A 23,861-nucleotide genomic window follows, 5' to 3' on the forward strand; every position below is an offset into this window, starting at 1 on the left:
ATATTATCCCCTGCGGGTTCAGCTTGGAACATGCTTCCAAGAGCGATACGGTATCACCATCATGAGTGCACCGCTTCCCTCCGATCCCGCTACCGACCCGTCCTTCAACGACATGCTGGACACCCGCCCTTCCCTGACGATGGATGCGCGGGACGGACTCCTGTTCGAAGGCGTGCCCCTGCACGTCATCGCGGCCGCTGTCGGCACGCCGTGCTGGATCACAGGAGCAGAAACGCTGCGACGGCGGGCAAAAGCCCTGCGCGCGGCGTTCGAGGCTCGGAACCTGCCGATCAGCATGCATTTCGCCATGAAATCGCAGGACCATCAGGCCACACTCACCATCCTGCGGCAGTGCGGTTACGGCGTGGATATCGTCAGCGGCGGCGAAATGCAGCGCGCGCTCCATGCCGGGATCCAACCCTCGAAGATCGTTTTCTCCGGCGTTGGGAAATCCGATGCGGAACTGCGGGCAGCCGTTGAACACGATATCGCGCAGGTTAATGTCGAAAGCGTCGAAGAACTATACCGCCTCGACGACATTGCCCGCGCCTGCGGTCGTGTCGCGCGTGCTGCCCTGCGTGTTAATCCGGACGTGGACGCCGACACTCATGACAAGATTTCCACAGGTCGCGCCGGAGACAAATTCGGTATCGAACACCGCCGCGCCGTGGCCCTGTATAGTGAAGCCGCCAGCCTGAAGAACGTCCGCCTCGTTGGCCTTGCCGTTCATCTGGGCAGCCAGATGCTGACCGCAGGCCCTTTCCGCGAAGGCTATACCCGACTGGCCGATATGGTCCGCGAAATCCGCGCCGCCGGTCACACCGTCGAAGCCGTGGACTGCGGCGGCGGCCTCGGTATCCGCTATCGTGACGAAATCGCTCCCTCGCCCGATATGCTCGCAGGCGTTATTGCCGAGACGCTGGGGGACCTTGGTGTCCGCCTCAGCATCGAACCCGGCCGCTGGCTTTCCGCACCAACCGGCATTCTACTAAGCCGCGTGATCGAAACGAAAGCTGGCAATCCAGATTTCGTTGTGCTCGACGCTGCCATGAACGATCTGGCCCGTCCATCCCTGTACGAATCCTGGCACGGCATCATGCCAGTCGCCCCCAATGGCCTGACCAGCCCGACAAAACTCTGGGATATCGTCGGTCCGGTCTGCGAAAGCAGCGATATCTTCGCCCGTGATCGCGCGCTCCCTGCGGATACGAAACGTGGTGACCTGATCGCCCTGCTCGACACCGGCGCTTATGGATTTGTCATGAGTTCCACCTATAATTCCCGCCCGCTCGCCGCGCAGGTTCTGATCGACAATGGGAAATGGGATATTATCCGCCAGCCCCAGAGTGTTGCAGAACTGATTGCCGTTGAAACCGTCCCCGAATGGCTGACAGCAGCTGGGAATGACCATGGCTGAGCCAAACCCGGCCCTCCATCTCAAAACCCTGCGCCGCAAGGCCCAGCGCGTCCTGTGGTGGGAACGGGCCTGGGAGCCCCTGCGCTGGCCTCTGCTTCTGGTGGCGTTCTATGGTCTGGCCAGCCTTGCACGCATTCCGCAGTCCCTGCCCGACTGGTTGCACGCGCTACTCGAAATCGGTGTGCTCGGCACGGCACTCTGGCTGACCGTCAGCGGCGTGCGGCGTGTCGCCCCCGTGAGCATCCCGGCAGCAGACCGCAGGATCGAGCACGATTCCCGTCTCGCCCGCCAACCACTGCTCAGCCTGACGGACCGACCGGCTTTTGCCGGAAACGGCGAACAGTCCGCCATCTGGGCGCGACATGTCGAACGCGTTACGGCCTCGCTCGGAACGCTCCGCGTCGGTCTTCCGCATCCCGAGATCAGCCTGCAAGACCGCATTGGGCTCGTCGCTGTCCCTCTAGCCCTGATCGGTGCCGCGCTGCTGGCAAGCACACACACGCCGTCACGTCTTTACGCCGGACTAGTCCCCGGCGTGGACGATGACAGCGTCCCGCTCCCGACCCTTCAGGCCTGGATCGACAGACCGCCTTACGCTCCCGGCGCGCCCATTTTCCTGTCCTCAACAGGCCGCACCTCGATTGATGTGCCGCAGGGTTCGATCCTGAACGCCACCATCACCGGCGCTCACGGAAAACCCACTTTGTCCGGCATCGCCTCTCCTGAACAGAGCCGTCTGGATGCCGGAAGCTGGAACAGCCACGGCACGCTTCAGCAATCCGGGACTGTCCGCATCGTCGTTCGTGGCCGCACTCTCGGCGCATGGCATGTGACCGTTGAGCCCGATTTGCCCCCGACCGTCACGTGGGACGACAAGCCGGGCCCACAGAAAGACGACTGGCGTACCGGACTGCCCTGGCACATCCACCAGACCTATGGCGTAGAGTCGCTTGAGGCAGAAATCCACCTGCCCGGTCTCTCCCGCGGTCGCGTGCTGCGCGTTCCAATCCCTCTCGACGGTCATCCGAAGGACGCGAAAGGGATTGCCACACCCGACCTCTCCTCCGATCCTTTTGCGGGAATGGACGTCGAAGGCCGCCTGCACGCCAAAAGCGTCTCGGGTCGCGAAAGCCGAAGCGATCTGATCAAATTCCAGATCGGCGCCCGCAAATTCACCGACCCGCTGGCCCGCGCCCTCGTGGCTTTGCGCCGCCGCCTCATGCTTGGGCAGGAACGCGCCTCGAAGGTTTCGGACGAACTGGAACTCCTGACGCAGACAACCGACGAACGCGCGATCCTCGCGGCTCTGGGTCTGGAAATCGCATCCCTTCGTAAAGACGCCCCTGAAGGCTCGGCGGATCGTGTTCCCGGCGACCTCTGGGCGCTTGCGCTCTATCTGGACGATCTGCGTCGTGACGGCCCTGAAATCGCCGATGCCGCAGCTGAAGTCCGCGCAGCCCAGCAGGGCGTGCAGCAGCAGCTCGACCATATGCGTGAACTTGGGGAAAAGGGTCATACCCTCCCCGAGCAGGAAGAACTCCAACGCCGCACACAGGTCCTCAAGGACGCCCTGAACCGTCGGATGCAGCTCCTGTTCGAACGCGCCGCGCAGAGCGGGATCATGATGCCGCAATCCGGCACCAGCTCGGCCGACCCGTTCTCAGACGAAATGCGCCGCCTCCAATCCGAAGCCAATCAGGGGCATGGCGACGAAGCCCTCCGGCGTCTCCAGCAGATGGAAGACATGGCCGAACGCATGCGTCAGGCGCGCCCCGAAGACCTCAAGGCGCTTGCCGCCCAAATGAAGGCGCAGGCCGAAGCACAGGCGCAGCGCGCGGCCCTGCATGATCTCGTCCACCGCGAGACCACGCTGCTCGACCACACGCAGTCCCGCCTTTCCGCCGCCCGCAAGGCCGCAGCACCGCCCGATGACGGCAATCCGCCTGATGTCAGCCAGATGTCCACGGCGGACCTGCTCCGCCAGCTTGGAATGCAGCCGCCTGCCGGAATGGATCAGCCTGCCGACAAACCGCCTGCACCGGTCGATCCGGCGACGGTTGCTGCCCAGTCCGACGGGCGCCGTGCGGATCACGCCCTGCAACGCGCCCTTCAGCGCGTGAACGATATCCTGAGCCACCGCGTCAAGGATCTGACCGGCAAGCCCGCCACAGCCTTCGACAAAGCCAAAACGGACATGCAGAGCGCCCGCGAAGCCCTCGCGGACCGCAAGGACGCCGATGCCCAGACAGCCGAACAGAAAGTTCTGGCCGACCTCTCCGAAGCCGGAAAGCAGATGCGCCAGAACCAGAAATCCGGCGGTTCCGGCAAGGGTGGGCAGGGTGGAGGCAGCCTGAGCTTTATCCCCTCCGGTGGTGCAGGCGGTTCCGGAAAACCCCAGCACGGCGCAAAGGGCCAGCAGGGCGATGACGGTGACCAGCCGCAGGCCGGCGACGAAGACGGCGGTGATGAGGACCAGAAGGATCAGGATCCGCTGGGCCGTAAACTCGGCGAAGGTGACAAAGGCAAGGATTCGGACGCCCATATCCCGGACAAAAGCGCCCGGGACCGCGCCCGGGACATCGAACGCGAACTCCGCCGCCGCGCCTCGGACCGCACGCGCCCGCAGAGCGAACTGGACTATCTGGAACGGCTCCTCAAATCGTTCTGAGACAAAAAAGCCCGGTGCCATCGAGGCACCGGGCTTTTTCAGAGGTGGCAAAGACGATCTTGCCCCCCCGAATTACATAATATTACGGAACACGATAGAACGGATTCGGGAGCAGGAAAGTCTTTTCTGCAAAGCCACCGCTCAGGTCGGACGGCTGATCCCCAAGACTTGCAATAATTGTATAGCCTTTACGCTCGATCCGCTCGCGGGTCGGCGCCTTGTACAAGGCAGCATATCCATGGGAGGTCATCGGTCGCAGATACAGCCCGTCCCAGTGCTGGATTCCCGCCAGATGCAGGTTCCGCTCGGTTGCGTCCCGCTCGTCTTCATGGCGCCCCGTCACGAAAAACACCGCGACATGATTTGCCTGAGCCTCTGCGATCAGCGCCCGCATGGACGCAAAAGCCGGGGCGCGGCCACTCTTTTCCCAGGCAATCGCGCCACACGGCCCTTTAGGCAGAGCGTCGCACGGACCCGCTGGAATATAGCCGAAATCATCGGCGCGGATCTCGTCCCAGTTGGACAAGATCGTCTCGTCGATATCCAGAACGATTGCGGGATGGCGCGTTTTTGGCGCCGTCTGTTTGATCCACTGGCGCGCCTGGGCAACTACGGCGTCGAAATCGCGCTGATAATCACCGCTGTCGTGATAGGCACTGGCGGCCATAATGGCATCGCCAACATTCGCAGGCGGCGCGGCCAGCGCCGCGAGGGGCGCAACAAACAGGCTGGTGGCAAGCAGGAGGGAACGGATCATGGAGGAGCCACCTTTCGTGACAGAAGAACAAGCCCGACCCCGACCAGCGCCAGAGCCGTACCGATAACGGACACACCGCCATAGCCCAACCCCATGGACAGTGCGATCCCTCCCAGAGCCGCACCGATCGCATTGCCGAGGTTGAACGCCCCGATATTCATGGACGACGCCAGCGCAGGCGCATCATGCGCGGCCTGCATCACCCGCATCTGAAGCGCAGGCATGAGCGCAAAGGTCGCCGCACCCCACAGCAGCGCCGCAAACAGTGCGCCCGGTACGCTCTGCGCCATCCACGGGAAGATCAACATGATCACGCCAAGGACGGGGAAAAAGACCAGCAGGCTCCCATCCAGAGAGCGATCCGCGCTCCGGCCGCCTATAGCATTTCCGATCGAGAACCCTACCCCGGTCAGCATCAGCGCCAGAGTGATGATGGTGGGGCTGGCATGGGTGATGTGTTCGAGGATTGGCGCGATATAGGTGTAGAGCACGAACATCGCCCCCGCGCCGATCGCCGTCGTCAGCAACGCCAGAAGCACATTCCCCTTCACGAGAACCCGCAATTCGCGCCCAACTTCCGGGGCCGGGCCAATCTCGCGGGCCGGCAGGGCAAACTGCACGGCCAGCATGGTTACGAGCCCCAATATGGCCGTCACCCCGAACGCACTGTGCCAGCCGAAATTCAGCCCGAGCCATGTCATTGCTGGAACACCAACGATATTGGCGATCGTCAGCCCCATGAACATGGACGCCACCGCACTCGCCCGGCGCGCTGGCGCGACAGATAAGGAAGCCTCCACGGCTCCCAGCCCGAAGAACGCCCCATGAGCCAGACTGGTCAGAACGCGTGAGGCAAACAGCAGATCATAGCTGGCAGAAACCGCAGAGAGCAGATTGCCCGCCACATACAGCCCCATCAGCAGGATCAGGGCCAGTTTTCGACGAAAACGCGCCATCAGCAGCGTAATGACGGGCGCACCCAGCATCACACCAACCGCATAAGCCGTTACCAGCCCACCCGCCTTGGGTACACTGACCTGAAGACCATGCGCGATGACGGGCAGCAGGCCCATCGGCGTAAATTCTGTGGTGCCGATGGCAAAGGCGCCAACGGCGAGCGAAAGCAGTGGCCAGTTTGGGGACGATTTCGCTGCCAGTTTCAAGACCGGTCTCCGGGAGGACAGATTGTTCGAGATTAATCGAACCCTGCCACACCCGGAATCCCTGGACAACCCAAAGCTGTTTTACATCATTCCGTTGGGGTGCTGCCCCATATCCATGCCATCCATGATCATGGATTTGTGGTGCGGATCATCGAGATGACATTCATGGTCCTGAAGCTCCTCGCCCGATCCATGATCGAGCACATGCGCCATGTCATCGAGCAGGATGAACCCGCCATGCTTCGCCGGCGTGATGACGAGCGTGTGGATGGACATGTCATCAGCAGCAATCACCCGGAACGGCGACGGCTCCAGAGACGTCACGATCCGCGCCCGATAGGGATGACCGTACAACGAGACCAAAGACCAATCCTCGGTAATCATGTTCTTGTCGAGCTCGGCACGCGCATAGGACGTCAGGCAATCCAGATGGATGTGCAACTGGTCCTGCGTGCGCCCCGAACGCGAATTGATCGCCATCGACAGATGCGAGTCAGGGATTTCAAACCCGTAGGACTGCGCCACATGGGCACGCTGCCCCCAGGCTTCCGCAAAATAATTCGGCGTCTCAGGCTTCAGCAGACTTGGATCTTCAACGCCCGGCACCTTCTGCGTCGGGATCACCAGATACTGGCCGCGTCCGGTCTGATCCTTGAGGAGGGCATAACCATCTTTCTCGTCATAAACCGTGCAGGGCTTGTGATCCGCATCAACAGCGCAACGCCCGTGAACGACCTTCCATAACGCGCCCCGGTCATGGGATTTTCCGCAGCCGGCCAACCCGAAAACCACTGCCGCCGCTACAAGACCAAATCTGGCCGCCGTCCCGTAATCCCGCAAAGTCATTCTTCCCTAACCTGACATTCAAGCTGCATGGCAGCCGCCAGCCTCTCGAAACGACGTCGGACCGCACTGCCCGCCGCCCGCACACTGCGCGCGCCCAGAACCAGCACGAGCGTTTCGTCTTCCACGAGAAGCCTGCACTCATCGAGCAGGACTTTCGTCCCCGCGCAGAGTGTATAGGCCAGCCGGAGCGCAAGGCCCAGACGCACCGCACGGTCAATCTCCGAACGCGACAGAAGCTGCCGTGAAGGTTCAATGAGGGGAGAGTCCATCGAGACTTCATATCGTACGGCGAGCGTCAGGCCGATAAAGGCCCGAGCCGTATGATCGAAGCCCACACCATGCCCATACATCACCCGTCGATAGGTCTGCTCAACCCGATATTCCGGGTGATCGTAAGAACCGATATCGGAGAGCATACACGCCAGTTCGCGCAGACGCTTCTGGGTGCGCGTCTCGTCGCGGAACAGCGGTGCGGTCCAACTCACCAGCGCCTCAGCGAGCGAGGCGCTGCGGGCCAGACGATTGGCCATTTCCGTCGCCAGATCCGTCATCGGATCGAGATCCGCAACCGAGGACGCCACATGGCGCATGTACCAGCCTTCGCGCAGTCCATCGACACTGAACACGACCTTGGACGGACGGACCCGCTCCATCAGACAGCGCAACACAACCGCCGCAAACGGCGCATCTGCCAGACGCTTGCGGGGCGCACCGGGCATTTTCTCAAGGGTCCGGCGCGGAGAACTGATGACCCAGTCCGCCATTTCCCGCGCTTCCCCCTCGGAAAGGGTAAACAGATGCACGAGGTTTAATGGATACTGCGTCCGCGCGATCTGAAGCCGCGCCAGCGCACGAAACGCCCCGCCCACGAGATAGAGCGGCCGCCCGGTCATGCCCGGCAGCCAGTTCACTTCTGCCAAAAGCTCGTTCGCAATTTCCGCTGCCCGCTCAATGCTGCCCTTGGCACGGTCATGCAGCCGGATCACGCCCAGCTTCGTCGTCACGGCTTCAAAATACTGGCTGTCCGCAACATGGATCAGTTCCAGAGAACCGCCACCAATATCCGCAACCAGTCCATTCGCTTCCGGCAGACCACACAGAACGCCGCGGGCCGCATAATCGGCTTCTTCGGTCCCTTCCAGAACGCGGATCGGCACGCCTGGCATCCGCGCTCGGATGGCGTCCACGAAATCGGGTCCGTTGGTCGCATCGCGAACGGCTGCGGTGGCGAGAACCTCGAAAGGCTCGGCCCCCATGGCACGGGCGACGGCATGGAACCGCCCCAGCACGTCCATCGCCAGCGTAACGCCCTCGTCATTGAGACGCCCGGTCACATCCAGTCCGCGCCCCAGCTTGAGCGTGGCTTTCTCGTTGAAAATCGGAAGGGGATTGCGCGTTACCCCTTCAAAAACAACCAGCCGGACCGAGTTGGACCCAAGATCGACAATGGCGGAACGCTGTGCAGATGAGGACATGAAATCAGTCTTCCAGAATCCTGTCGGGCCGCTCACGGGGGCGATGTGCCTCCGGAAGGACCTTCTCCCGCGCAGCCGAGCCTCGGCCGGACAGGGACGGATTGTTCATGAAGTATTCGTGGGCGGAGAACGGATGTGCGCCCGGCGAAACCCGATGCCAGTAGCCGTCCCTCGTGAGCGTCCAGCTCTGAAGGTTGTCCTTGATGTTCATCGTCATGATCTGGCCAAGAATCTGCGCATGGACCGTCGGGTTCGTGATGGGCACCATGGCTTCTACCCTCCAGTCCATGTTCCGCACCATCCAGTCTGCCGAAGAAATGAAAACTTTTGCCTTGGCGGACGGCATCCGGTGTCCGTTTCCAAAGGCGAAAACCCGGGAATGTTCCAGAAAACGCCCGACAATCGACTTGATTTCAATATTATCCGAAAGCCCTGGCACACCGGGCCGCAGACAGCAGATTCCGCGAATAATCCCGATAATTTTCACTCCGGCCTGCGAGGCTTCGTACAGCTTGTCGATCAGTTCGGCATCCACGAGGCTGTTCATTTTCAACCAGATCCGCCCCGGACGCCCCTCCTTCACATGGTCGATCTCATCCTGAATGAGCTGTTCCAGCGTGGAGCGGATGGTGATGGGCGAGAAGGCCAGCGCATCCATTTTCGCGGGGATGGCATAGCCCGTCATGTAATTGAACAGACGCGCCGAATCCGAAGCCAGCTTCGGGTCACAGGTGAAGAACGACAGATCCGTATAAATCCGCGCCGTGATCGGATGGTAATTGCCCGTTCCGAAATGCGCGTAAGAGCGCAGCGAGCCATTCTCGCGACGGACCACAAGACTCAGCTTGGCATGGGTCTTGAGATGCGCGAAACCGAACACGACCTGCACGCCCGCAGCTTCAAGCGCGCGGGACAGGCGAATATTGGCTTCCTCGTCAAACCGGGCCCGCAGTTCGACCATCGCCGTGACCGACTTCCCGGCTTCCGCCGCTTCGATCAGCGCGTGAACGATCGGGCTGTCGCGGGATGTGCGATACAGCGTCTGCTTGATTGCCAGAACGTTCGGGTCCAGCGCCGCCTGACGCAGGAACTGCACCACCACGTCGAAGCTTTCGAACGGATGATGGACCAGCATGTCCTTCGCCCGGATCGCCGCGAAACAGTCGCCGTCATAATCCAGAACCCGCTCCGGAAAGCGCGGCGTATAGGCCGAAAACACCAGATCCGGGCGGTCATCCACGATCAGTTGCTTGAGATCGGTCACTCCGACGAAGCACGGCAGAACGACAACGTCCTCCTCACCCACGCCCAGCTCTTCACCCATCTCACGACCCAGCGTGTCCGGCAGCTTGCGATCAAGTGCGAGGTGGATGCACACGCCGCGCCGACGCTGCTTCAGCGCCGTTTCGTAAGACCGGACCAGATCCTCGGCCTCGTCTTCAAACTCCACATCCGTATCGCGGATCACGCGCAGCACGCCCGCAGCACCGATCACCAGCCCCGGAAACAGGCGTCCGGCAAATAGCGTGATGAGATCTTCGAGCAGCACGAAGCGGATCTGGTCCGGTGTTTCCTGCCCTTCCTTCAACCGCGCCGGAAGCCGCAAGAAACGCGGAACCTGCGCTGGCAGCAGGATAAGTCCATCCATCACATGTGCTGAAGAGGCCGCATCCTTCAGACGCAGATGCAGCGCCAGCCCCATATTCGGAATGAAAGGCAGTGGATGGGAAGGATCGACCGCCATCGGCGTCAGCACCGGGAAAACCCGCTCGTCGAACAGCGTGGAAAGCTGCGCCAGATCCGTTTCATCCAGCGAGTCGGTCGGAAGAATGACGATCCCCGCGTCCTTCAGCTCTCCTTCCAGCACATGCCAGACGCGCTGCTGCTCCGCCAGAAGATGCCGCGCCTTCTGCCGCACCTGTGAAAGCTGCTGGATGGGGGTCAGTCCGTCCGGACTGCGCACGACCATGCCTTCGCGCACCTGCCCTACAAGCCCGGCCACACGCACGGAATAGAACTCGTCCAGATTGCTGGAACTGATCGAGAGAAACCGCACCCGCTCCAGCAGCGGATTGCGGGTATTTTCGGCCTCTTCAATAACGCGCTCGTTGAAATCCAGCCAAGACAGTTCCCGGTTCAGAAAACGCTCTGGCGACGTTGCCATACGCGCGTAATCTTCGGCGCGGATAGCGGGAGTCTGTCGGCGACGGCTGCGGTTCTGGGCCGGGGTCACTGCACTGCGGGGCTTGCGGGGAGAGCGGCGGCGCGGCGCGGGCCGGGAATCTTCAGTCGTCACAATGGGGCCTTCCGGAACACACGAATTTACAAATCGCCTCAAGGGTCATGCCACGGGATAGGCATGTCAAACGGAGTTTTTGTGTCACGTTCTTGACATCTATTCCTCAGGCGTCAGCAGATCCGGCAACATTTCCAGCGCCAGCGCCCGCGTAATGGGCTGTTTGCGGACCAGCGCCGCCTCGTCCAGCCGCTCCACCGCGGAAACCAGCGCGTTGCCCGTGCGGGGCAGATGACGCCACAGCCAGTCCGTCACCGATTGCGACACGACGAGCTGCCGATCCGCCAGCAGCGACAGGAGCAGCGTCGCCCGCAGATCATCCTCAGGCTCACCCGTCGCGGTCGTGGCCGTCGCCCGCAGACGGCTGGCCAGATCGGGCAGCATGAAATGACTGCGCGACGGCGGCAGGCGTCCCGCCATCAGAACGCGATCGCCTTGGGAGAACGCATCGTTGAGCAGATGCAGCATGGTCGCCTCATCGCCCGGCGAATCGGCATTATCAATCGCAAGATTCCCCTGAACCCGGATCCGCCCGCCCGCAGAGGACCTAGAGAACAGGCGGGCATCCAGTACCGTCGCGTCATGTTCATGCGCCCATGCCGTCAGAAGATGCGTCTTTCCCGTCCCCGAAGGCCCCCAGAGCCATAAACGCCCATCCGGCCATTGACTGCGCGCAAGCCATGCCCGTGCCGCCACATTCGACGGACCATTGATGAAACGATCGGACGTCATCGCCGTCACCCGGCGCAGGGGAAACGCCATCTGGGTGGCCGCGGGTCTTCCGGACACCCCGCCCACATCCCGTTTCGTCATCGCAGCCCCCTTTTTCATGCCGTAACACCATCAAACAGGCGTTCCGCCAGCGCGCAGGATGCTCTAGAACGGCGTCACGTCAACCAGCGGGAACCTTTCGACCATGACCGATCAGCCTGATATCGCCCCCGGATCGAGCCACAGCACGGCTGGCGGCGCAAGCTACGCACAGGCCGGCGTGGATATTGCCGCTGGCGATGCGCTGGTCGACGCCATCAAGCCCGCAGCCAAAGCCACGAACCGTCCCGGCACGATGGGCGGCCTCGGCGGCTTCGGCGCGCTTTTCGATCTGAAGGCCGCAGGCTTCACCGATCCCGTCCTCGTCAGTTGCACCGATGGCGTCGGCACGAAGCTGATGGTCGCCATCGAGGCGGGCAAGCATGATGATGTGGGGATCGACCTCGTCGCCATGTGCGTCAACGACCTCGTCGTACAAGGCGCCACCCCGCTATTCTTCCTGGACTATCTCGCCACCGGAAAACTCTCCGTCGAGGCTGCTGCTACGGTCGTCAAGGGCATTGCCAAGGGTTGCGCCGAGTCCGGCTGCGCTCTCGTCGGCGGCGAAACGGCTGAAATGCCCGGCATGTATGCCCCTGGCCATTACGATCTCGCAGGCTTCAGCGTGGGTGCGGCCGAGCGCAACAACCTGCTCCCCGCCAACATCGCCGAAGGCGACACGCTGATCGGCCTGCCCTCCTCCGGCGTTCATTCCAACGGCTTCTCGCTGGTCCGCGAAGTTGTGCGCCGCTCCGGCCTCGGCTGGAACGACCCGGCCCCCTTCGCCGAAGGTCACACGCTGGCCGAAGCCCTGATGACGCCCACGAAGCTCTATGTCCGCACGGTGCTAGACCTGCACGCCAAGGGCCTGCTGAACGGCTGCGCCCACATCACAGGCGGCGGCCTGCCGGGCAACCTGCCGCGCGTCCTGCCCGAAGGCTTCGGCGTCTGCGTGGACGGCTCCGCATGGGTCGTTCCGTCCGTTTTCCGCTGGCTGGCCAAAACCGGCAATGTGGCGGCTGACGAAATGCTCCGCGTCTTCAACTGCGGCATCGGCATGGTGCTTGTCACATCCGAGCCGGAAAAGGTCATGGCGGAACTGGATGCGCGCGGCGAAACCGGTTTCCTCATGGGCCAGATCGTCCGCTCCGACGACGCCTACACCCTGACCGCACCGGTTTCCTTCGCATGAAGAAGCCGCCCGTCAGAAACAGAGCCAAGCCCCCCGCTAAAATCGCGGCTAAAAAGACCGAAAAAGTCCCCGTCGCGATCCTCATCAGCGGTCGCGGCAGCAATATGCGCGCCCTGATCGAGGCCTGTGCCCGACCGGACTATCCCGCCGAAATCGTGCTGGTCCTCAGCAACCGCCCGGATGCGCCGGGCCTTGAGGTCGCCGAAGACGCGGGCCTGAAAACCCTCGTCATCGACCACAAGCTTTTCGGTACGGACCGCGAAGCCCACGAACGCGAAATAGACGCAGCCCTTCAGGCCTCCGGCGCCATGCTGGTCGTCCTCGCGGGCTATATGCGTGTCCTGACACCATGGCTGGTCAAGGCGTGGGAAGACAGGATGCTCAACATCCACCCGAGCCTCCTACCCGCCTTCCCCGGCCTACACACCCATGAAGCCGCCCTCAAGGCTGGCGCAAAAGAACATGGCTGCACCGTCCACCTCGTCACATCCGGCGTGGATGAAGGCCCTATTCTCGGGCAGGCCAGCGTTCCCGTCCTTGACACCGATACGCCAGAAACCCTTGCCGCCCGCGTGCTGGAACAGGAACACCTGCTCTACCCGGACGTACTCGAAATGATCTGCGACGTTTTTGCGAAGTAAGAGACGTCCAGCGTCTCCAAACAAAAAAGGCGCGGACCGAAGTCCGCGCCTTTTTTTGTTGAGAACAGATTACCTGTCGTAAAAATTACGGCAGGATTTCCGTCTCGGCGAAGAAGAAGGAGATTTCGTTCTTCGCGTTCTCAAGGCTGTCAGAGCCATGCACGGAATTGGCTTCGATGCTCTCGGCGAACAGCTTGCGAACGGTGCCTTCAGCAGCATCGGCCGGGTTGGTGGCGCCCATGACTTCGCGGTTCTTGGCGACAGCGCCTTCACCCTGCAGAACCTGCACGACAACCGGCTCGGCAATCATGGAGGACACGAGGCTGCCGTAGAACGGACGCTCCTTGTGAACTGCGTAGAAAGCGCCAGCCTGCTTCTCGGTCAGGTGGATGCGCTTCTGGGCGACGATACGCAGGCCGGCGTCTTCGAACACGGCATTGATCTTGCCGGTCAGGTTACGCTTGGTGGCGTCGGGCTTGATGATGGAAAGCGTGCGCTCAAGAGCCATCTTTCTTCTCCTGTTAGGACCGGTCCTCGCTGGACCAGCGGGTCAATACCGCCGTTCCACTAGAGCAAATTCATCGTTCCTGATAGGTCTGTCGCAGTTTTTTAACGTCCCCCGTTTCTTTTCTTCCGACTGACCGAGGCGCCCGTGAGCCTGCTCACCATCACTGACCTGACCCTCCGCATCGCGGGCCGTACCCTGCTGGACAATGCGTCCCTCAGCGTGGATCCGGGACGCAAGATCGGTCTGATCGGCCGGAACGGAGCCGGAAAGTCCACACTTCTGGCCGCGATCGCGGGAGATTTCGCACCCGATGGCGGCACCATCACCCTCGCCGCACGCGCCACGATGGGCCGGGTGAAGCAGGAAACGCCTTCAGGCAGCACCTCGATCCTCGATACGGTCCTCGAAGGCGATCTCGAACGCACCCGCCTGCTGGCAGAGGCCGAAACCGCCACCGACCCGGCCCGCATCGCCGACGTGCATGAACGCCTCATCGCCATCGACGCCTACACCGCCCCGGCCCGCGCGGGTGCCATCCTGTCCGGCCTCGGCTTCGATCAGGACGCCCAAAATCGGGCAGTCTCGGATTTCTCGGGCGGCTGGCGCATGCGCGTGTCGCTGGCCACGGCGCTGTTCCTGAATCCCGATCTGCTGCTGCTCGACGAGCCAACCAACCATCTTGATATCGAAGCCACGCTCTGGCTGGAATCCTGGCTCGCGAAATTCTCCGGCGCCGCGATCATCGTCAGCCATGACCGCTCCCTTCTCGACAATACCGTCGATGCCATCGCCCATCTCGATCACCAGAAAATCAGCGTCACCCCCGGCGGCTACGACAATTTCGTCCGTATCCGCACGGAACAGGCGCTTCAGCAGAACCGCGCCGCCGAACGCATCGCCGCCCAGCGCGCGCATATGCAGTCCTTCGTGGATCGTTTCCGCGCCAAAGCCACGAAAGCCAAACAGGCACAGGCGCGCCTGAAAGCCCTCGAACGCCTGCCGCAGATCGAAAGTGTCGTGGAAGACACCCCCACACGCTTCTCTTTCCCCGAACCGCAGCCTTTGCCGCCGCCGATGCTGAGCCTGAACAATGTCAGCCTCGGCTATGACGGCCGCGTCGTGCTTAAAGGGCTGAACCAGCGTCTGGATATGGAAGACCGGATCGCCCTGCTTGGCCAGAACGGGCGCGGCAAATCCACCTTCGCCAAGCTGCTGGCCGGTCGGCTGGAGCCGATGTCAGGCACTTACACCCACTCCCCAAAGCTGAAGATCGGCTATTTCGCCCAGCACCAGAGCGACGAACTCGTTCTGACCGACACGCCCATCGACCATATGAGCCGCGCCATGCCGGACGCGCTCCCCGCTGCCGTCCGCGCCCAGCTGGCCCGGTTCGGCCTTGATGAAAACCGCGCAGAGACAAAGGTCGGCGAACTCTCTGGCGGGGAAAAAGCGCGTCTGCTCCTCGCCCTGTCCACCCGCGAAGCCCCGCATCTGCTGATCCTCGATGAGCCGACCAACCATCTCGATCTCGACGCCCGCGACGCCCTGATCCGCGCCCTGTCAGCGTTCGAAGGCGCGGTCGTCCTCATCAGCCATGACAGCCATCTCGTGGAATCCGTCGCCGACCGTTTCTGGCTGGTCGAAGACGGTACGATCTCGCCGTTTGATGGCGACATGGCCGAATATCGCGCTTGGCTTCTCGAGCGCGCCCGCAAGGCCCGCGCCGAGATAGCGGAACGCAGCAAGGCCGCCACGGCGTCAACAGATGGCGGCACAGCGTCTGCCCAGAAACGCATCGACCGCAAGGAACAGACACGCGCCCTCGCCCCGCTGCGGCGGAAAATCCGCGATGCGGAAGCGAAAATGACTCAGCTTGCCGGCGAAAAGAAAAAGATCGAGGCCCGGCTGGCCGATCCTGCTCTCTACCAGTCCGGTGATGCTGGGGAACTGACATCCCTGAACGTGCATCTTGCCGCGCTCAACGCCACGCTCGAAACCGTCGAGGAAAGCTGGCTCGAAGCGCAGGCCGAACTGGAAGATGCAACGGCCTGAGCCGGGCCCATTGACCCTCCTTCTTCCGCCCCATAAGCCAGTTGCCAACGACTGAGCCTCAGGACTGACACCCCCATGCGCATCTCTTTTTCCGATCCGGCAGAACGCAGCGAAACGGAACCCCGTGCGCGGGAACTGTCCAAAATTGCCGGGCTGATGCGGATCACGCTCGCCCTGACCCTGATGCTGCTCGCCATCTGGCTGATCGGCGATGTTCTGGCCGTGATCTTCGCCTCCGCTCTCGTGGCCATCGTCCTGCATGGGCTCGCCCGTATGCTTCGGCGTCACGTTCCCGTCATTCCCTATCAGGGCGCGGTTGCTCTCGTAACCGTTGCGATCCTCGTTGCCATGATCGGCCTTGGCTGGAGCAGCGGCCCTTCCATCAGCGACCAGTTCATCCGCCTCAAACAGGCGCTGATCACTCAATCCGGTGAACTCCGCGCCCATCTTTCCGGCTCCACGATCGGCCAGATGGTCCTTGACCACCTGCCAGCCTCTCTTGGCGGAAACGCTCCCGGAACAGGAGGCCTCGGCTCTCTGGGATCAGGACTTGCGGGCTCGGTCACAGGGCTTCTCAGCAGTGTTTTCGGTATCATCGGAACGCTTCTGGTCGTTCTGATCGCTGGTCTGTATTTCGCCCTCAGCCCGGCCGTCTATATCGACGGGATGATCCGCCTCGTCCCCACGCAGCACCGTCCCGCCGCGCGTGAACTAATGTTGACCGCCGGGTCCACGCTCTGGGCCTGGACCGCCGGGCAGGCACTGGACATGCTCGTGGTCGGCATCCTCTCAGGCGTCGGCCTGTCGCTGATTGGCGTGCCGCTTGCACTGGCGCTCGGCGTCGTGGCGGGTCTGTGCAATTTCATACCCTATATCGGCGCCATTCTCGGTGCCGTGCCTGCTGTCCTGCTGGGACTGTCGCTCGGCACGCATGAGGGCCTGTTCGTCGCCATTCTCTACTGCGTGATACAGTTTTTCGAAGGCAATGTCCTTGCCCCGCTGATCCAGCGCCGCGCCGTGCATATGCCTCCCGCAATGGCGATCCTGTCGCAGACGGTTTTCGGCTCCATCCTCGGCGCTCCCGGCCTGATTCTCGCCTCCCCCATCACCGCCGCCCTTCTGGCGATGGGCGACAAAGCCACGGCCCCGCTGGAGGACGAAAACCAGACCCGTCGTGACGTCGGCGAAGTCACGGAAGAAGAAGAGAAACAGCAGAAATAAGCCTCGCCCTTTCCGCGACAGCACAAAAAAGACCGGCACTCCCGAAGGAGGCCGGTCTTTTTTGTGCTCTCAACACGCTCCAGAAAGTCCTTACTTTCCGGGCTGCGCTCCAGCAGGCTGCAAGGCCATGAGCTGTGCATCAGGAAAGGCGTTCATCCGGTACGGGCCATTTTTCGCAAGCTGGATCCCAACAATGTCGTCCTGCTTTTTGTATTTCCAGATGGAAATAATAACTGGCTCGCCCTGTGCGCCCGCCATTTCGAGAACGACTTTCGGTGCGAGATCGGTTTTCTCGCCCGACGGCCCCCAGGCCGTTTCATGCGACTGAAGCCACAGATTGACCTTCTGAACCTCATCTGCCGACAGATCGCGACTGATCGGCGCACTCATCTGCCCCGCAGTCACCTGCGGAAATTTCCACGCATGCAGCAATGGCCATGTCACAAACCAGATGATGCCTACGGGAATGAGGACCAGCGCCCCGAAAACCAGAAGAAGTTTCTGCTCGCGTCTCACGCCTGTTCTCCTGCCCACCGATTGAGGGCTGCAATGATGTGATGGACGTCCTCGTCCGTCAGTTCGGGATGGATGGGAAGCGCCAGAACGCGTGCGCCAAGCCCTTCGGCCACTGGCAGCACGGCTCCGTCATGATGCGGCGCATAGGCCGGCTGATGATGCAGCGGTTTTGGATAGTAAACGGCGGTTGGAACGCCTGCATCCTTCAAAAACGTCTGAAGCGAATCCCGCTTTTCCGAATCCGGCAGCAGGATCGTATAGATCGCCCACGCGCTCTCGCTGTCCGGAACGCGTACGGGCGGTACGATCCCTTCAGGCATCCCGGCGTCATAGGCCGTCGCAATTGCATCCCGGCGCTTCAGCTCTGCGTCAAACACATCGAGCTTTGCCAGAAGAACAGCCGCCTGAAGCGTATCCAGACGCCCGTTGATCCCGATCCGCTCGACTTCATAGCGCGTCCGGCCTTCGCCATGCGTGCGAAGGGAATGATACAGCGCCGCCAGATCGTCGTCGTCCGTCAGGATCGCGCCGCCGTCCCCATACCCACCCAGCGGCTTGGACGGGAAGAAAGACAATGTGGTCGCTTTCGCCTCTTGTCCCAGACGACGGCCATGATATGTCGCCCCAAAAGACTGTGCACAATCGGCCACCAGCGTCAGACCTTCCTGCGCCGTCCAGAGCTTCAGTTCGTCCCAAGGCGCGGGTTGGCCGAACAAATCCACACCGATCACAACACGCGGCTCCAGATCTTCGGCCTGACGCACTGCCTCAAGTCGCGCCTTCAGCGATTCAAGACTGATCTGGAAGGTCTGCGGATCGACATCCACGAAAACCGGCGTTCCACCCAGCAACAGGACGACTTCAGCCGTCGCCGTATAGGTGAAGGCTGGCAGGAAAACCGCATCTCCCGGCCCGATCTCCTCGCCCATCAGCACCATCAGCAGCGCATCCGTGCCGGATGAGACGCCGATCGCATGTTTCGCACCGCCGAACTCTGCCAGACGCTGCTCGAGTTCCTGCACTTCCGGGCCAAGCACGAAGCGGCAATGCGCCATGACGGCATCCACGCGCTTCTGGATGCTACCGCCGAGGCGCGCCTGCTGGGCGGGGAGGTCTAGAAAAGCAATCTGCCGTGTCATGGCGCTATCATCTCCGGATCGGGATGGGAGACCGCGACCGGCAATCCGCCGTCACGGTTATGAAGAAATTCAGGGACCAGCCTGTACAGGATCGTCATGATCGCGCCCAGATCGTTTGCGCGGCAGGCCATTTCCAGCTCATCCATCGCAAGTCTCGCAACACTGAAATCAACTGTGCGCGGGGACGCCATCCGCAGACCGGGCGCATCTGTCGGAACCGGGGCCTCGCGTCCGTGGAACAATTCTTCAAACAATTTTTCCCCTGGACGCAGGCCCGTAAAGCGGATCTCGATATCGGTTTCGGGACGCAGTCCGGCCAGCCGGATCATCTGGAACGCCAGATCCATGATCCGCACCGGATCGCCCATATCGAGCACGAAAATCCCGCCCTGCTTGAGGCGCCGGTCCGTGGCATCGTTTTCCGCACGCTCATGCGTTCCGCGTACAGCCGCCTGCAAGACAAGCCCTACAGCCTCAGGCACCGTCATGAAATACCGGGTCATATCCGGATGCGTGATGGTCAGCGGACCGCCATGTTCAAGCTGCCGCCGAAACAGCGGCACGACCGATCCCGTGGACCCCAGCACATTGCCAAAACGCACAGTCACGCACCGCATGCCGCCGTGCCCGGCGCGCGCCCGCATATCGAGCGCCTGCCCGTAGACCTCCGCACAACGCTTACTGGCGCCCATCAAACTGGACGGATTGACCGCCTTGTCGGTGGAGATCATGACCATCGCCTGCGCACCAGCGCGCTCGGCTTCGTCCGCGACAATGCGTGTGCCGATCACATTTGTCAGCACACCCTCGACCGGATTGTCCTCGACGATGGGCACATGCTTGAGAGCCGCCGCATGAAAGACGATCTGCGGTCGATACTCCCCGAAAATCTCCGCCATGCGTCGCCGATCGCGCACGTCCGCCACGATCTGATGGCGTGTCACGTCACCGAAACGCTCGGAAATATCCAGATTGATCTGCCACAGCGCATACTCGCTGCTTTCAATCAGGAGAAGCACAGCGGGCTGGAACGATGCGATCTGCCGCGCGAGTTCGGAGCCGATGCTGCCTCCGGCCCCGGTCACGGCAATGACACGGCCACTGATCAACCGCGCCATACCCTGCGAATCGAGCGCAACCGGTGGACGGTTCAGCAGATCCTCAATCGCGATGGGCCTAAGCTCCACCCGGTCTGCCGGCTGCAAAGCCGTCAAAGACGGCGTGCGCTGAACGTCGATGTCATAGACGCGCGCGGCTTCAAGGATGCGTGCCAAGTCCCGCCCCTTGATGTCTCCTGACGTCAGAACCAGCGCATCCGGCAGCTTTCCCGCAGCAAACAGACGCTCCAGAATGGCAGGCGTTTCGCTGATCGTTCCCAGAATGGGGCAGTCATGAATACGCCGCCCGGCCTGCTGCGAACCGCCGGTCAGAATTCCCGTCACGCTGCGGCTGTTCTCGCTGTCCCGCTCCATCGCCCGGATGAACAGATCCGCCTCATGATCCGCACCCAGCAGCAGAATGCGCTGACTGGCCAGCGCGGTGCTCTTACGACGCGCCGCCAGCCGCCACATCATGCGGACGGAACCGAGAAACACCAGTAGAACCAGCGCATGAATGATTGGGAAGGTCGGCGTCGGCAGCGGATAGCCCGCCACACATAAGAGCCCGGCGAATAACAGCGCGCTCAGAACCGAGGCGCAGGCAATATTGAACAGGTCCGCCACACCCGAGAACCGCCAGTATTGCTGCGGAACGCGGAACGGCAGCCCACCCACCAGAAGCGTGATCCCGCCACCCGCAATAAACCAAAGCGGATGCAACCACCCTCCGGCCGGATCTGCCAGCCAGCGCGCAACAGGTGCGGCAGCCGCAGACACGACTCCGTCAAGCGCGACATTGAGCGCAATGCGCCGCGCGCGCATCGACGTGTGCGAGGCAGAAGGCGGCCTGAAAGACGGCGCCGAAGGGGGCATTGAGGCCGGAGCGGCAGGGCCTGTAGGATTAGCAGATGTCACCCGCCCCTTATAGCGCCAAAAGCCGCTCTCCCATAAAGTCGTTCCATGCCCTTTTCTTTTCAGAACATTAACAACGGCCTTACGCTCCCCTGCGTGGCCGCAGTCGTGCTGTGCAATATCCTGATCCTGCTCATGATCCGGGCCGGTGTTCTGGATCATCCCGTAGAGCGGAGTTCTCATACACGACCAACCCCTAAGGGTGGCGGCATCGGAATCGTGGGAGCCTTCGTTCTATGCCTGATCCCGGCCTTGCGCGCATCCCATGCCCCGGCGTCAATCATTCCGGCTATTACGGGACTGCTGATCGGCATGATCGTGCTGGGCGCTATATCGTGGCTCGACGACATGCGCCCTTTCCCGGCCCGCTACAAACTCGCAGCCCAGTTTCTGGCCGCTATTGCCGCGGCATTCGGAGCGACATACGGCACGAATATTCCATCATGGATGGTAGTGCCTTTCGTTCTCGCTGCGGTGTTCATTACGAATGCTCTGAATTTCATCGACGGGATCAACGGTCTCGCCTCGGGCATCATGGCCATCTCCGCCATCTTTCTGGCGAGCGCAGGCATCATGCCCGTGGCCTTCATACTGCTCGCCATCTGCCTGCTGAGCTTCCTGCCCTATAATTTTCCAAAGGCCCGAATTTTCATGGGCGACGTTGGCAGCCAGCCCATCGGACTCGCCATCGCATGGGGTGGCATGACAGGATTTGGCACGGGTGGCGGCGTCCTCGTGATCGCCCTGCTCTCGGGCGTGTTGTGGGACGTGACCTTTACGCTACTACGTCGCGCCCGCGCTGGAGACAGACTCGCGCAAGCTCATCGTGGCCATCTCTACCAACTGGCCGCCCGTTCAGGGCTGTCGGTACCATTCGTCACTTTTTTATACTGGGGATTTGCCCTCTGGGGCGCTGTGGCTTTCGCCACAGGTCAGATCATCACGACAGTTCTGATGATCGCCCTGCCACAGATTTTGTGGACAGGATATGTCTGCACGCGAGCCAAAGCCCGCGTGCAAGATCGCTGGTAATCAGCAGATCGTTCAGCCGGCGCGGCGGCTGCTCAGGCGCTCGACGGAAGCCGAAGCGCGTTCCGTGCGGGTCGAGCGGGTGCCGGAGGCTTCCGTCATGACGGCGCGCATTTCGCGCAGGAAGGTGGAACCCTTCAGCGTGCGCTGTACGAGAACCGAACGACGGTCCAGCGGATCGACCTTGCGGCGGGCCAGATCCAGTTCACCCAGACGGTCAAGCGCACGGGTGATGGCGGGCTTGGACACCTTGAGCTCAAGGGCCAGACCACGAACCGTGTGGGCGCCGTCCCGCAGATAGCAGGTCAGGAATACGGCAAGCTGGCGTGCCGACAGATCGGGTCCGTCACGACGGACCATGGAAACGATGGTGTCGCACAGAAGATTGAGCATTTGATCATTGGTAGCCTGGGGCATGATCTCTCTCCTAAACAGTTAGCCCCCCTGTTGTCCGATCCCATAACAGAGACCCGCAGCACGGGAACCAACATGAAATTGTCTCTGCCTCTCCTTCCCGGGAGAGGCGTCAGTTACACTCAGATGGTGATTCGAAACGCATACGCAAGCATATGGGTTTCAAAACATTCCAGTAGACGATGACTCTGCATCGAAACGATAAGGGGCATATGCCTCATTGAAACGCGTTTGACACCCTAATCTTTCAAGCCCTCTTCATGCCGTCACACTGTTCCTCGAGTGAAACGCTTCATGGAAGCTCAGGAATTATTATGAATTCGTGACAAAGTCTCCAGAATTGCCCGCAGACCGAGCACTTCTCCGCCCTCCGGCCGGCCCGGACGCCCTCCATCATTCCACGCATAAGTGTCGATATGGGCCCATTTTTGGCCATCCGGAACGAATTTCTGGAGATAAAGCGCCGCTGTAATCGCCCCGGCCATGGGTTTTGACGTCACGTTTCCGAAGTCGGCAACTTTACTATCGAGCCATGCATCATAGCCATGCCAGAGCGGCATTCTCCACATCACATCGGCTGCCTTTTTTCCCGATTCGAGAATGAGTGAGGCCAGTTCATCATCATTACTGAACAGCGCCGGCACATCCGGACCGAGTGCTACACGCGCAGCACCCGTCAGGGTTGCAGCATCGAGAATGACATCCGGACGGTTTTCAGACGCCTCCGTTATGAGATCACACAACACCAGCCGCCCTTCTGCATCCGTATTGCCAATCTCGACCATTTTGCCGCTGCGCGTCTTCAGGACATCCCCCGGCCGCATGGCATGACCGGACACGCTGTTCTCCACGCACCCCAGACGCAGTTCCAGATCCACATCCAGACCCAGATCGATCGCCGCGCAGGTCACCGCAAGCATCAGGGCCGCCCCGCCCATGTCCTTCTTCATCCGCAGCATCCCTGCGGCCCCTTTGAGGTCATAGCCGCCCGTATCGAAGCACACCCCCTTGCCGATCAGCGAAACCTTCGGCGCTCCCTCGCGGGCCTTCCAGCGCGCCACGACCACGACCGGTTTGCGTTCGGACCCTTCACCCACTTCCGCCAGACACGGATACGCACCGCGCAGATCATCCCCTTCGACGAGACTGACGCTCGCCCCCCGATGCACCAACGCCTTGCCTGCCATCTGCGCAAGTTCGCGCGGCCCGAGAAGATTCGCCGGCATGTTGATAAGATCCCGCCCGAACCACACAGCCTTCGACAACGCTACAAGCCGCGTCGCATCGTCGGGAACGACCATCCGCGTCGCGCATGGCTTCACCTCCCCCAGACCGAACCGATATGCCCCCATACAGAACCCGAGCAGCGCACTCTCCAGCGCTCCGGCTTCCAGTCCGTGCAGCACGACCGTCCAGTCACCTTCAGGCAGGGCTGTTCCCAGAACCCCGAAAGCCTCCGGATCATTTGCCCGCGCGGAGGCCACGCACAGGATTGCTGCCCCGACCCCGATCTCACCCGGCAGTAGCGTGAAAGCACCGTCTTTCGCCGAAAATCCCTGTGCTTGCAGAAAGGCAGCATGCTCTCCGAGAAGACCGGAAACCGCAGCACTGCCCTCACAGGCCACCAGATGGACCAGACGCGCCGAAGGCGCTTCGGCAGAGGTCACGAAGGGAAGCTGGGGATGCGAATTCATGAAATTTTCTT

The 23,861-nt window shown here is 61.7% G+C and carries 19 protein-coding genes; 7 read left to right on the top strand and 12 right to left on the bottom strand.

Annotated features, from left to right (window positions below):
• Window positions 1–61: 61 nt before the first annotated feature.
• A complete protein-coding gene (gene lysA / locus JK176_RS08660; protein WP_211587466.1) occupies window positions 62–1,417 on the top strand; it encodes a diaminopimelate decarboxylase in 1,356 nt (451 codons plus the stop codon).
• The gene (locus JK176_RS08665) at window positions 1,410–4,085 is read left to right on the top strand and encodes a DUF4175 domain-containing protein (protein ID WP_211587467.1); all 2,676 of its coding nucleotides are present in this window, start codon (window positions 1,410–1,412) and stop codon (window positions 4,083–4,085) included. The genes lysA and JK176_RS08665 overlap by 8 nt, the downstream gene beginning before the upstream one ends.
• 82 nt (window positions 4,086–4,167) lie before the next feature.
• Here the strand turns inward: JK176_RS08665 and JK176_RS08670 are convergent, their stop codons facing one another.
• The 6 genes from JK176_RS08670 to JK176_RS08695 all read right to left on the bottom strand — a co-directional run bounded on the left by JK176_RS08670 (window position 4,168) and on the right by JK176_RS08695 (window position 11,435).
• A complete protein-coding gene (locus JK176_RS08670; RefSeq protein ID WP_211587468.1) occupies window positions 4,168–4,842 on the bottom strand; it encodes an HAD family acid phosphatase in 675 nt (224 codons plus the stop codon).
• Window positions 4,839–6,005 (bottom strand): MFS transporter, encoded by a 1,167-nt coding sequence (locus tag JK176_RS08675; protein ID WP_206033322.1) that lies wholly within the window; start codon window positions 6,003–6,005, stop codon window positions 4,839–4,841. Before JK176_RS08675 ends, JK176_RS08670 begins: the two co-directional genes overlap by 4 nt.
• 81 nt (window positions 6,006–6,086) lie before the next feature.
• Complete coding sequence (locus tag JK176_RS08680; protein ID WP_211587469.1) at window positions 6,087–6,851, bottom strand: CDP-diacylglycerol diphosphatase; 765 nt, start codon at window positions 6,849–6,851, stop codon at window positions 6,087–6,089.
• Complete coding sequence (locus JK176_RS08685; RefSeq protein ID WP_211587470.1) at window positions 6,848–8,326, bottom strand: Ppx/GppA family phosphatase; 1,479 nt, start codon at window positions 8,324–8,326, stop codon at window positions 6,848–6,850. The genes JK176_RS08680 and JK176_RS08685 overlap by 4 nt, the downstream gene beginning before the upstream one ends.
• Window positions 8,327–8,330: 4 nt before the next feature.
• Window positions 8,331–10,490 (bottom strand): RNA degradosome polyphosphate kinase, encoded by a 2,160-nt coding sequence (locus tag JK176_RS08690; protein WP_249194369.1) that lies wholly within the window; start codon window positions 10,488–10,490, stop codon window positions 8,331–8,333.
• 231 nt (window positions 10,491–10,721) lie between these two features.
• Window positions 10,722–11,435 carry a DnaA ATPase domain-containing protein gene (locus tag JK176_RS08695; protein ID WP_211587472.1) on the bottom strand — a complete coding sequence of 238 codons (714 nt, stop codon included), beginning with the start codon at window positions 11,433–11,435 and terminating at the stop codon, window positions 10,722–10,724.
• Window positions 11,436–11,538: 103 nt separating this feature from the next.
• Here JK176_RS08695 and purM point away from each other — a divergent pair, with 103 nt between their 5' ends.
• Together purM and purN are read left to right on the top strand one after the other, a co-directional pair.
• Complete coding sequence (gene purM / locus JK176_RS08700) at window positions 11,539–12,624, top strand: phosphoribosylformylglycinamidine cyclo-ligase (RefSeq protein ID WP_211587473.1); 1,086 nt, start codon at window positions 11,539–11,541, stop codon at window positions 12,622–12,624.
• Window positions 12,621–13,265 (top strand): phosphoribosylglycinamide formyltransferase, encoded by a 645-nt coding sequence (gene purN, locus JK176_RS08705; RefSeq protein ID WP_211587474.1) that lies wholly within the window; start codon window positions 12,621–12,623, stop codon window positions 13,263–13,265. Before purM ends, purN begins: the two co-directional genes overlap by 4 nt.
• A gap of 85 nt (window positions 13,266–13,350) precedes the next feature.
• On the opposite strand, the gene ndk is transcribed toward purN, so the two are convergent.
• Window positions 13,351–13,773 carry a nucleoside-diphosphate kinase gene (gene ndk, locus JK176_RS08710; protein ID WP_062030848.1) on the bottom strand — a complete coding sequence of 141 codons (423 nt, stop codon included), beginning with the start codon at window positions 13,771–13,773 and terminating at the stop codon, window positions 13,351–13,353.
• 144 nt (window positions 13,774–13,917) lie between these two features.
• Between ndk and JK176_RS08715 the strand changes: the two genes are divergently transcribed.
• Complete coding sequence (locus JK176_RS08715) at window positions 13,918–15,825, top strand: ABC-F family ATP-binding cassette domain-containing protein (RefSeq protein ID WP_211587475.1); 1,908 nt, start codon at window positions 13,918–13,920, stop codon at window positions 15,823–15,825.
• A 75-nt stretch (window positions 15,826–15,900) separates the two neighbouring features.
• Complete coding sequence (locus tag JK176_RS08720) at window positions 15,901–17,046, top strand: AI-2E family transporter (protein ID WP_211587476.1); 1,146 nt, start codon at window positions 15,901–15,903, stop codon at window positions 17,044–17,046.
• A gap of 90 nt (window positions 17,047–17,136) precedes the next feature.
• Here JK176_RS08720 and JK176_RS08725 read toward each other — a convergent pair whose 3' ends face one another.
• Genes JK176_RS08725 through JK176_RS08735 form a run of 3 tightly spaced genes read right to left on the bottom strand, consistent with a single transcriptional unit; the run spans window position 17,137 to window position 20,674 of the window.
• Window positions 17,137–17,562, bottom strand: a complete 426-nt coding sequence (locus tag JK176_RS08725; RefSeq protein WP_194261490.1) for a hypothetical protein — start codon at window positions 17,560–17,562, stop codon at window positions 17,137–17,139.
• Complete coding sequence (locus JK176_RS08730) at window positions 17,559–18,701, bottom strand: DegT/DnrJ/EryC1/StrS aminotransferase family protein (RefSeq protein ID WP_211587477.1); 1,143 nt, start codon at window positions 18,699–18,701, stop codon at window positions 17,559–17,561. Before JK176_RS08730 ends, JK176_RS08725 begins: the two co-directional genes overlap by 4 nt.
• A complete protein-coding gene (locus tag JK176_RS08735; protein WP_211587503.1) occupies window positions 18,698–20,674 on the bottom strand; it encodes a nucleoside-diphosphate sugar epimerase/dehydratase in 1,977 nt (658 codons plus the stop codon). Before JK176_RS08735 ends, JK176_RS08730 begins: the two co-directional genes overlap by 4 nt.
• Before the next feature lie 87 nt (window positions 20,675–20,761).
• Here JK176_RS08735 and JK176_RS08740 point away from each other — a divergent pair, with 87 nt between their 5' ends.
• Window positions 20,762–21,745: a glycosyltransferase family 4 protein gene (locus JK176_RS08740; protein ID WP_211587478.1), complete on the top strand. Its 984-nt coding sequence runs from the start codon at window positions 20,762–20,764 to the stop codon at window positions 21,743–21,745.
• 12 nt (window positions 21,746–21,757) lie between these two features.
• On the opposite strand, the gene JK176_RS08745 is transcribed toward JK176_RS08740, so the two are convergent.
• Complete coding sequence (locus JK176_RS08745; RefSeq protein ID WP_062030832.1) at window positions 21,758–22,159, bottom strand: MarR family transcriptional regulator; 402 nt, start codon at window positions 22,157–22,159, stop codon at window positions 21,758–21,760.
• 299 nt (window positions 22,160–22,458) lie between these two features.
• Window positions 22,459–23,850 (bottom strand): leucyl aminopeptidase family protein, encoded by a 1,392-nt coding sequence (locus JK176_RS08750; protein WP_211587479.1) that lies wholly within the window; start codon window positions 23,848–23,850, stop codon window positions 22,459–22,461.
• Between the last annotated feature and the right edge of the window lie 11 nt (window positions 23,851–23,861).

Origin of the sequence: Gluconobacter sp. Dm-73, from assembly GCF_018256215.1 — a bacterium.
GTDB classification, from domain to species: domain Bacteria; phylum Pseudomonadota; class Alphaproteobacteria; order Acetobacterales; family Acetobacteraceae; genus Gluconobacter; species Gluconobacter cadivus.

Bases quoted from the DNA above. Each gene is read 5' to 3' on its own strand.
- lysA (WP_211587466.1), top strand. From the start codon at position 62: ATGAGTGCACCGCTTCCCTCCGATCCCGCTACCGACCCGTCCTTCAAC.
- JK176_RS08665 (WP_211587467.1), top strand. From the start codon at position 1,410: ATGGCTGAGCCAAACCCGGCCCTCCATCTCAAAACCCTGCGCCGCAAG.
- JK176_RS08670 (WP_211587468.1), bottom strand. From the start codon at position 4,842: ATGATCCGTTCCCTCCTGCTTGCCACCAGCCTGTTTGTTGCGCCCCTC.
- JK176_RS08680 (WP_211587469.1), bottom strand. From the start codon at position 6,851: ATGACTTTGCGGGATTACGGGACGGCGGCCAGATTTGGTCTTGTAGCG.
- JK176_RS08685 (WP_211587470.1), bottom strand. From the start codon at position 8,326: ATGTCCTCATCTGCACAGCGTTCCGCCATTGTCGATCTTGGGTCCAAC.
- JK176_RS08690 (WP_249194369.1), bottom strand. From the start codon at position 10,490: ATGGCAACGTCGCCAGAGCGTTTTCTGAACCGGGAACTGTCTTGGCTG.
- JK176_RS08695 (WP_211587472.1), bottom strand. From the start codon at position 11,435: ATGACGAAACGGGATGTGGGCGGGGTGTCCGGAAGACCCGCGGCCACC.
- purM (WP_211587473.1), top strand. From the start codon at position 11,539: ATGACCGATCAGCCTGATATCGCCCCCGGATCGAGCCACAGCACGGCT.
- purN (WP_211587474.1), top strand. From the start codon at position 12,621: ATGAAGAAGCCGCCCGTCAGAAACAGAGCCAAGCCCCCCGCTAAAATC.
- ndk (WP_062030848.1), bottom strand. From the start codon at position 13,773: ATGGCTCTTGAGCGCACGCTTTCCATCATCAAGCCCGACGCCACCAAG.
- JK176_RS08720 (WP_211587476.1), top strand. From the start codon at position 15,901: ATGCGCATCTCTTTTTCCGATCCGGCAGAACGCAGCGAAACGGAACCC.
- JK176_RS08730 (WP_211587477.1), bottom strand. From the start codon at position 18,701: ATGACACGGCAGATTGCTTTTCTAGACCTCCCCGCCCAGCAGGCGCGC.
- JK176_RS08735 (WP_211587503.1), bottom strand. From the start codon at position 20,674: ATGCCCCCTTCGGCGCCGTCTTTCAGGCCGCCTTCTGCCTCGCACACG.
- JK176_RS08740 (WP_211587478.1), top strand. From the start codon at position 20,762: ATGCCCTTTTCTTTTCAGAACATTAACAACGGCCTTACGCTCCCCTGC.
- JK176_RS08745 (WP_062030832.1), bottom strand. From the start codon at position 22,159: ATGCCCCAGGCTACCAATGATCAAATGCTCAATCTTCTGTGCGACACC.
- JK176_RS08750 (WP_211587479.1), bottom strand. From the start codon at position 23,850: ATGAATTCGCATCCCCAGCTTCCCTTCGTGACCTCTGCCGAAGCGCCT.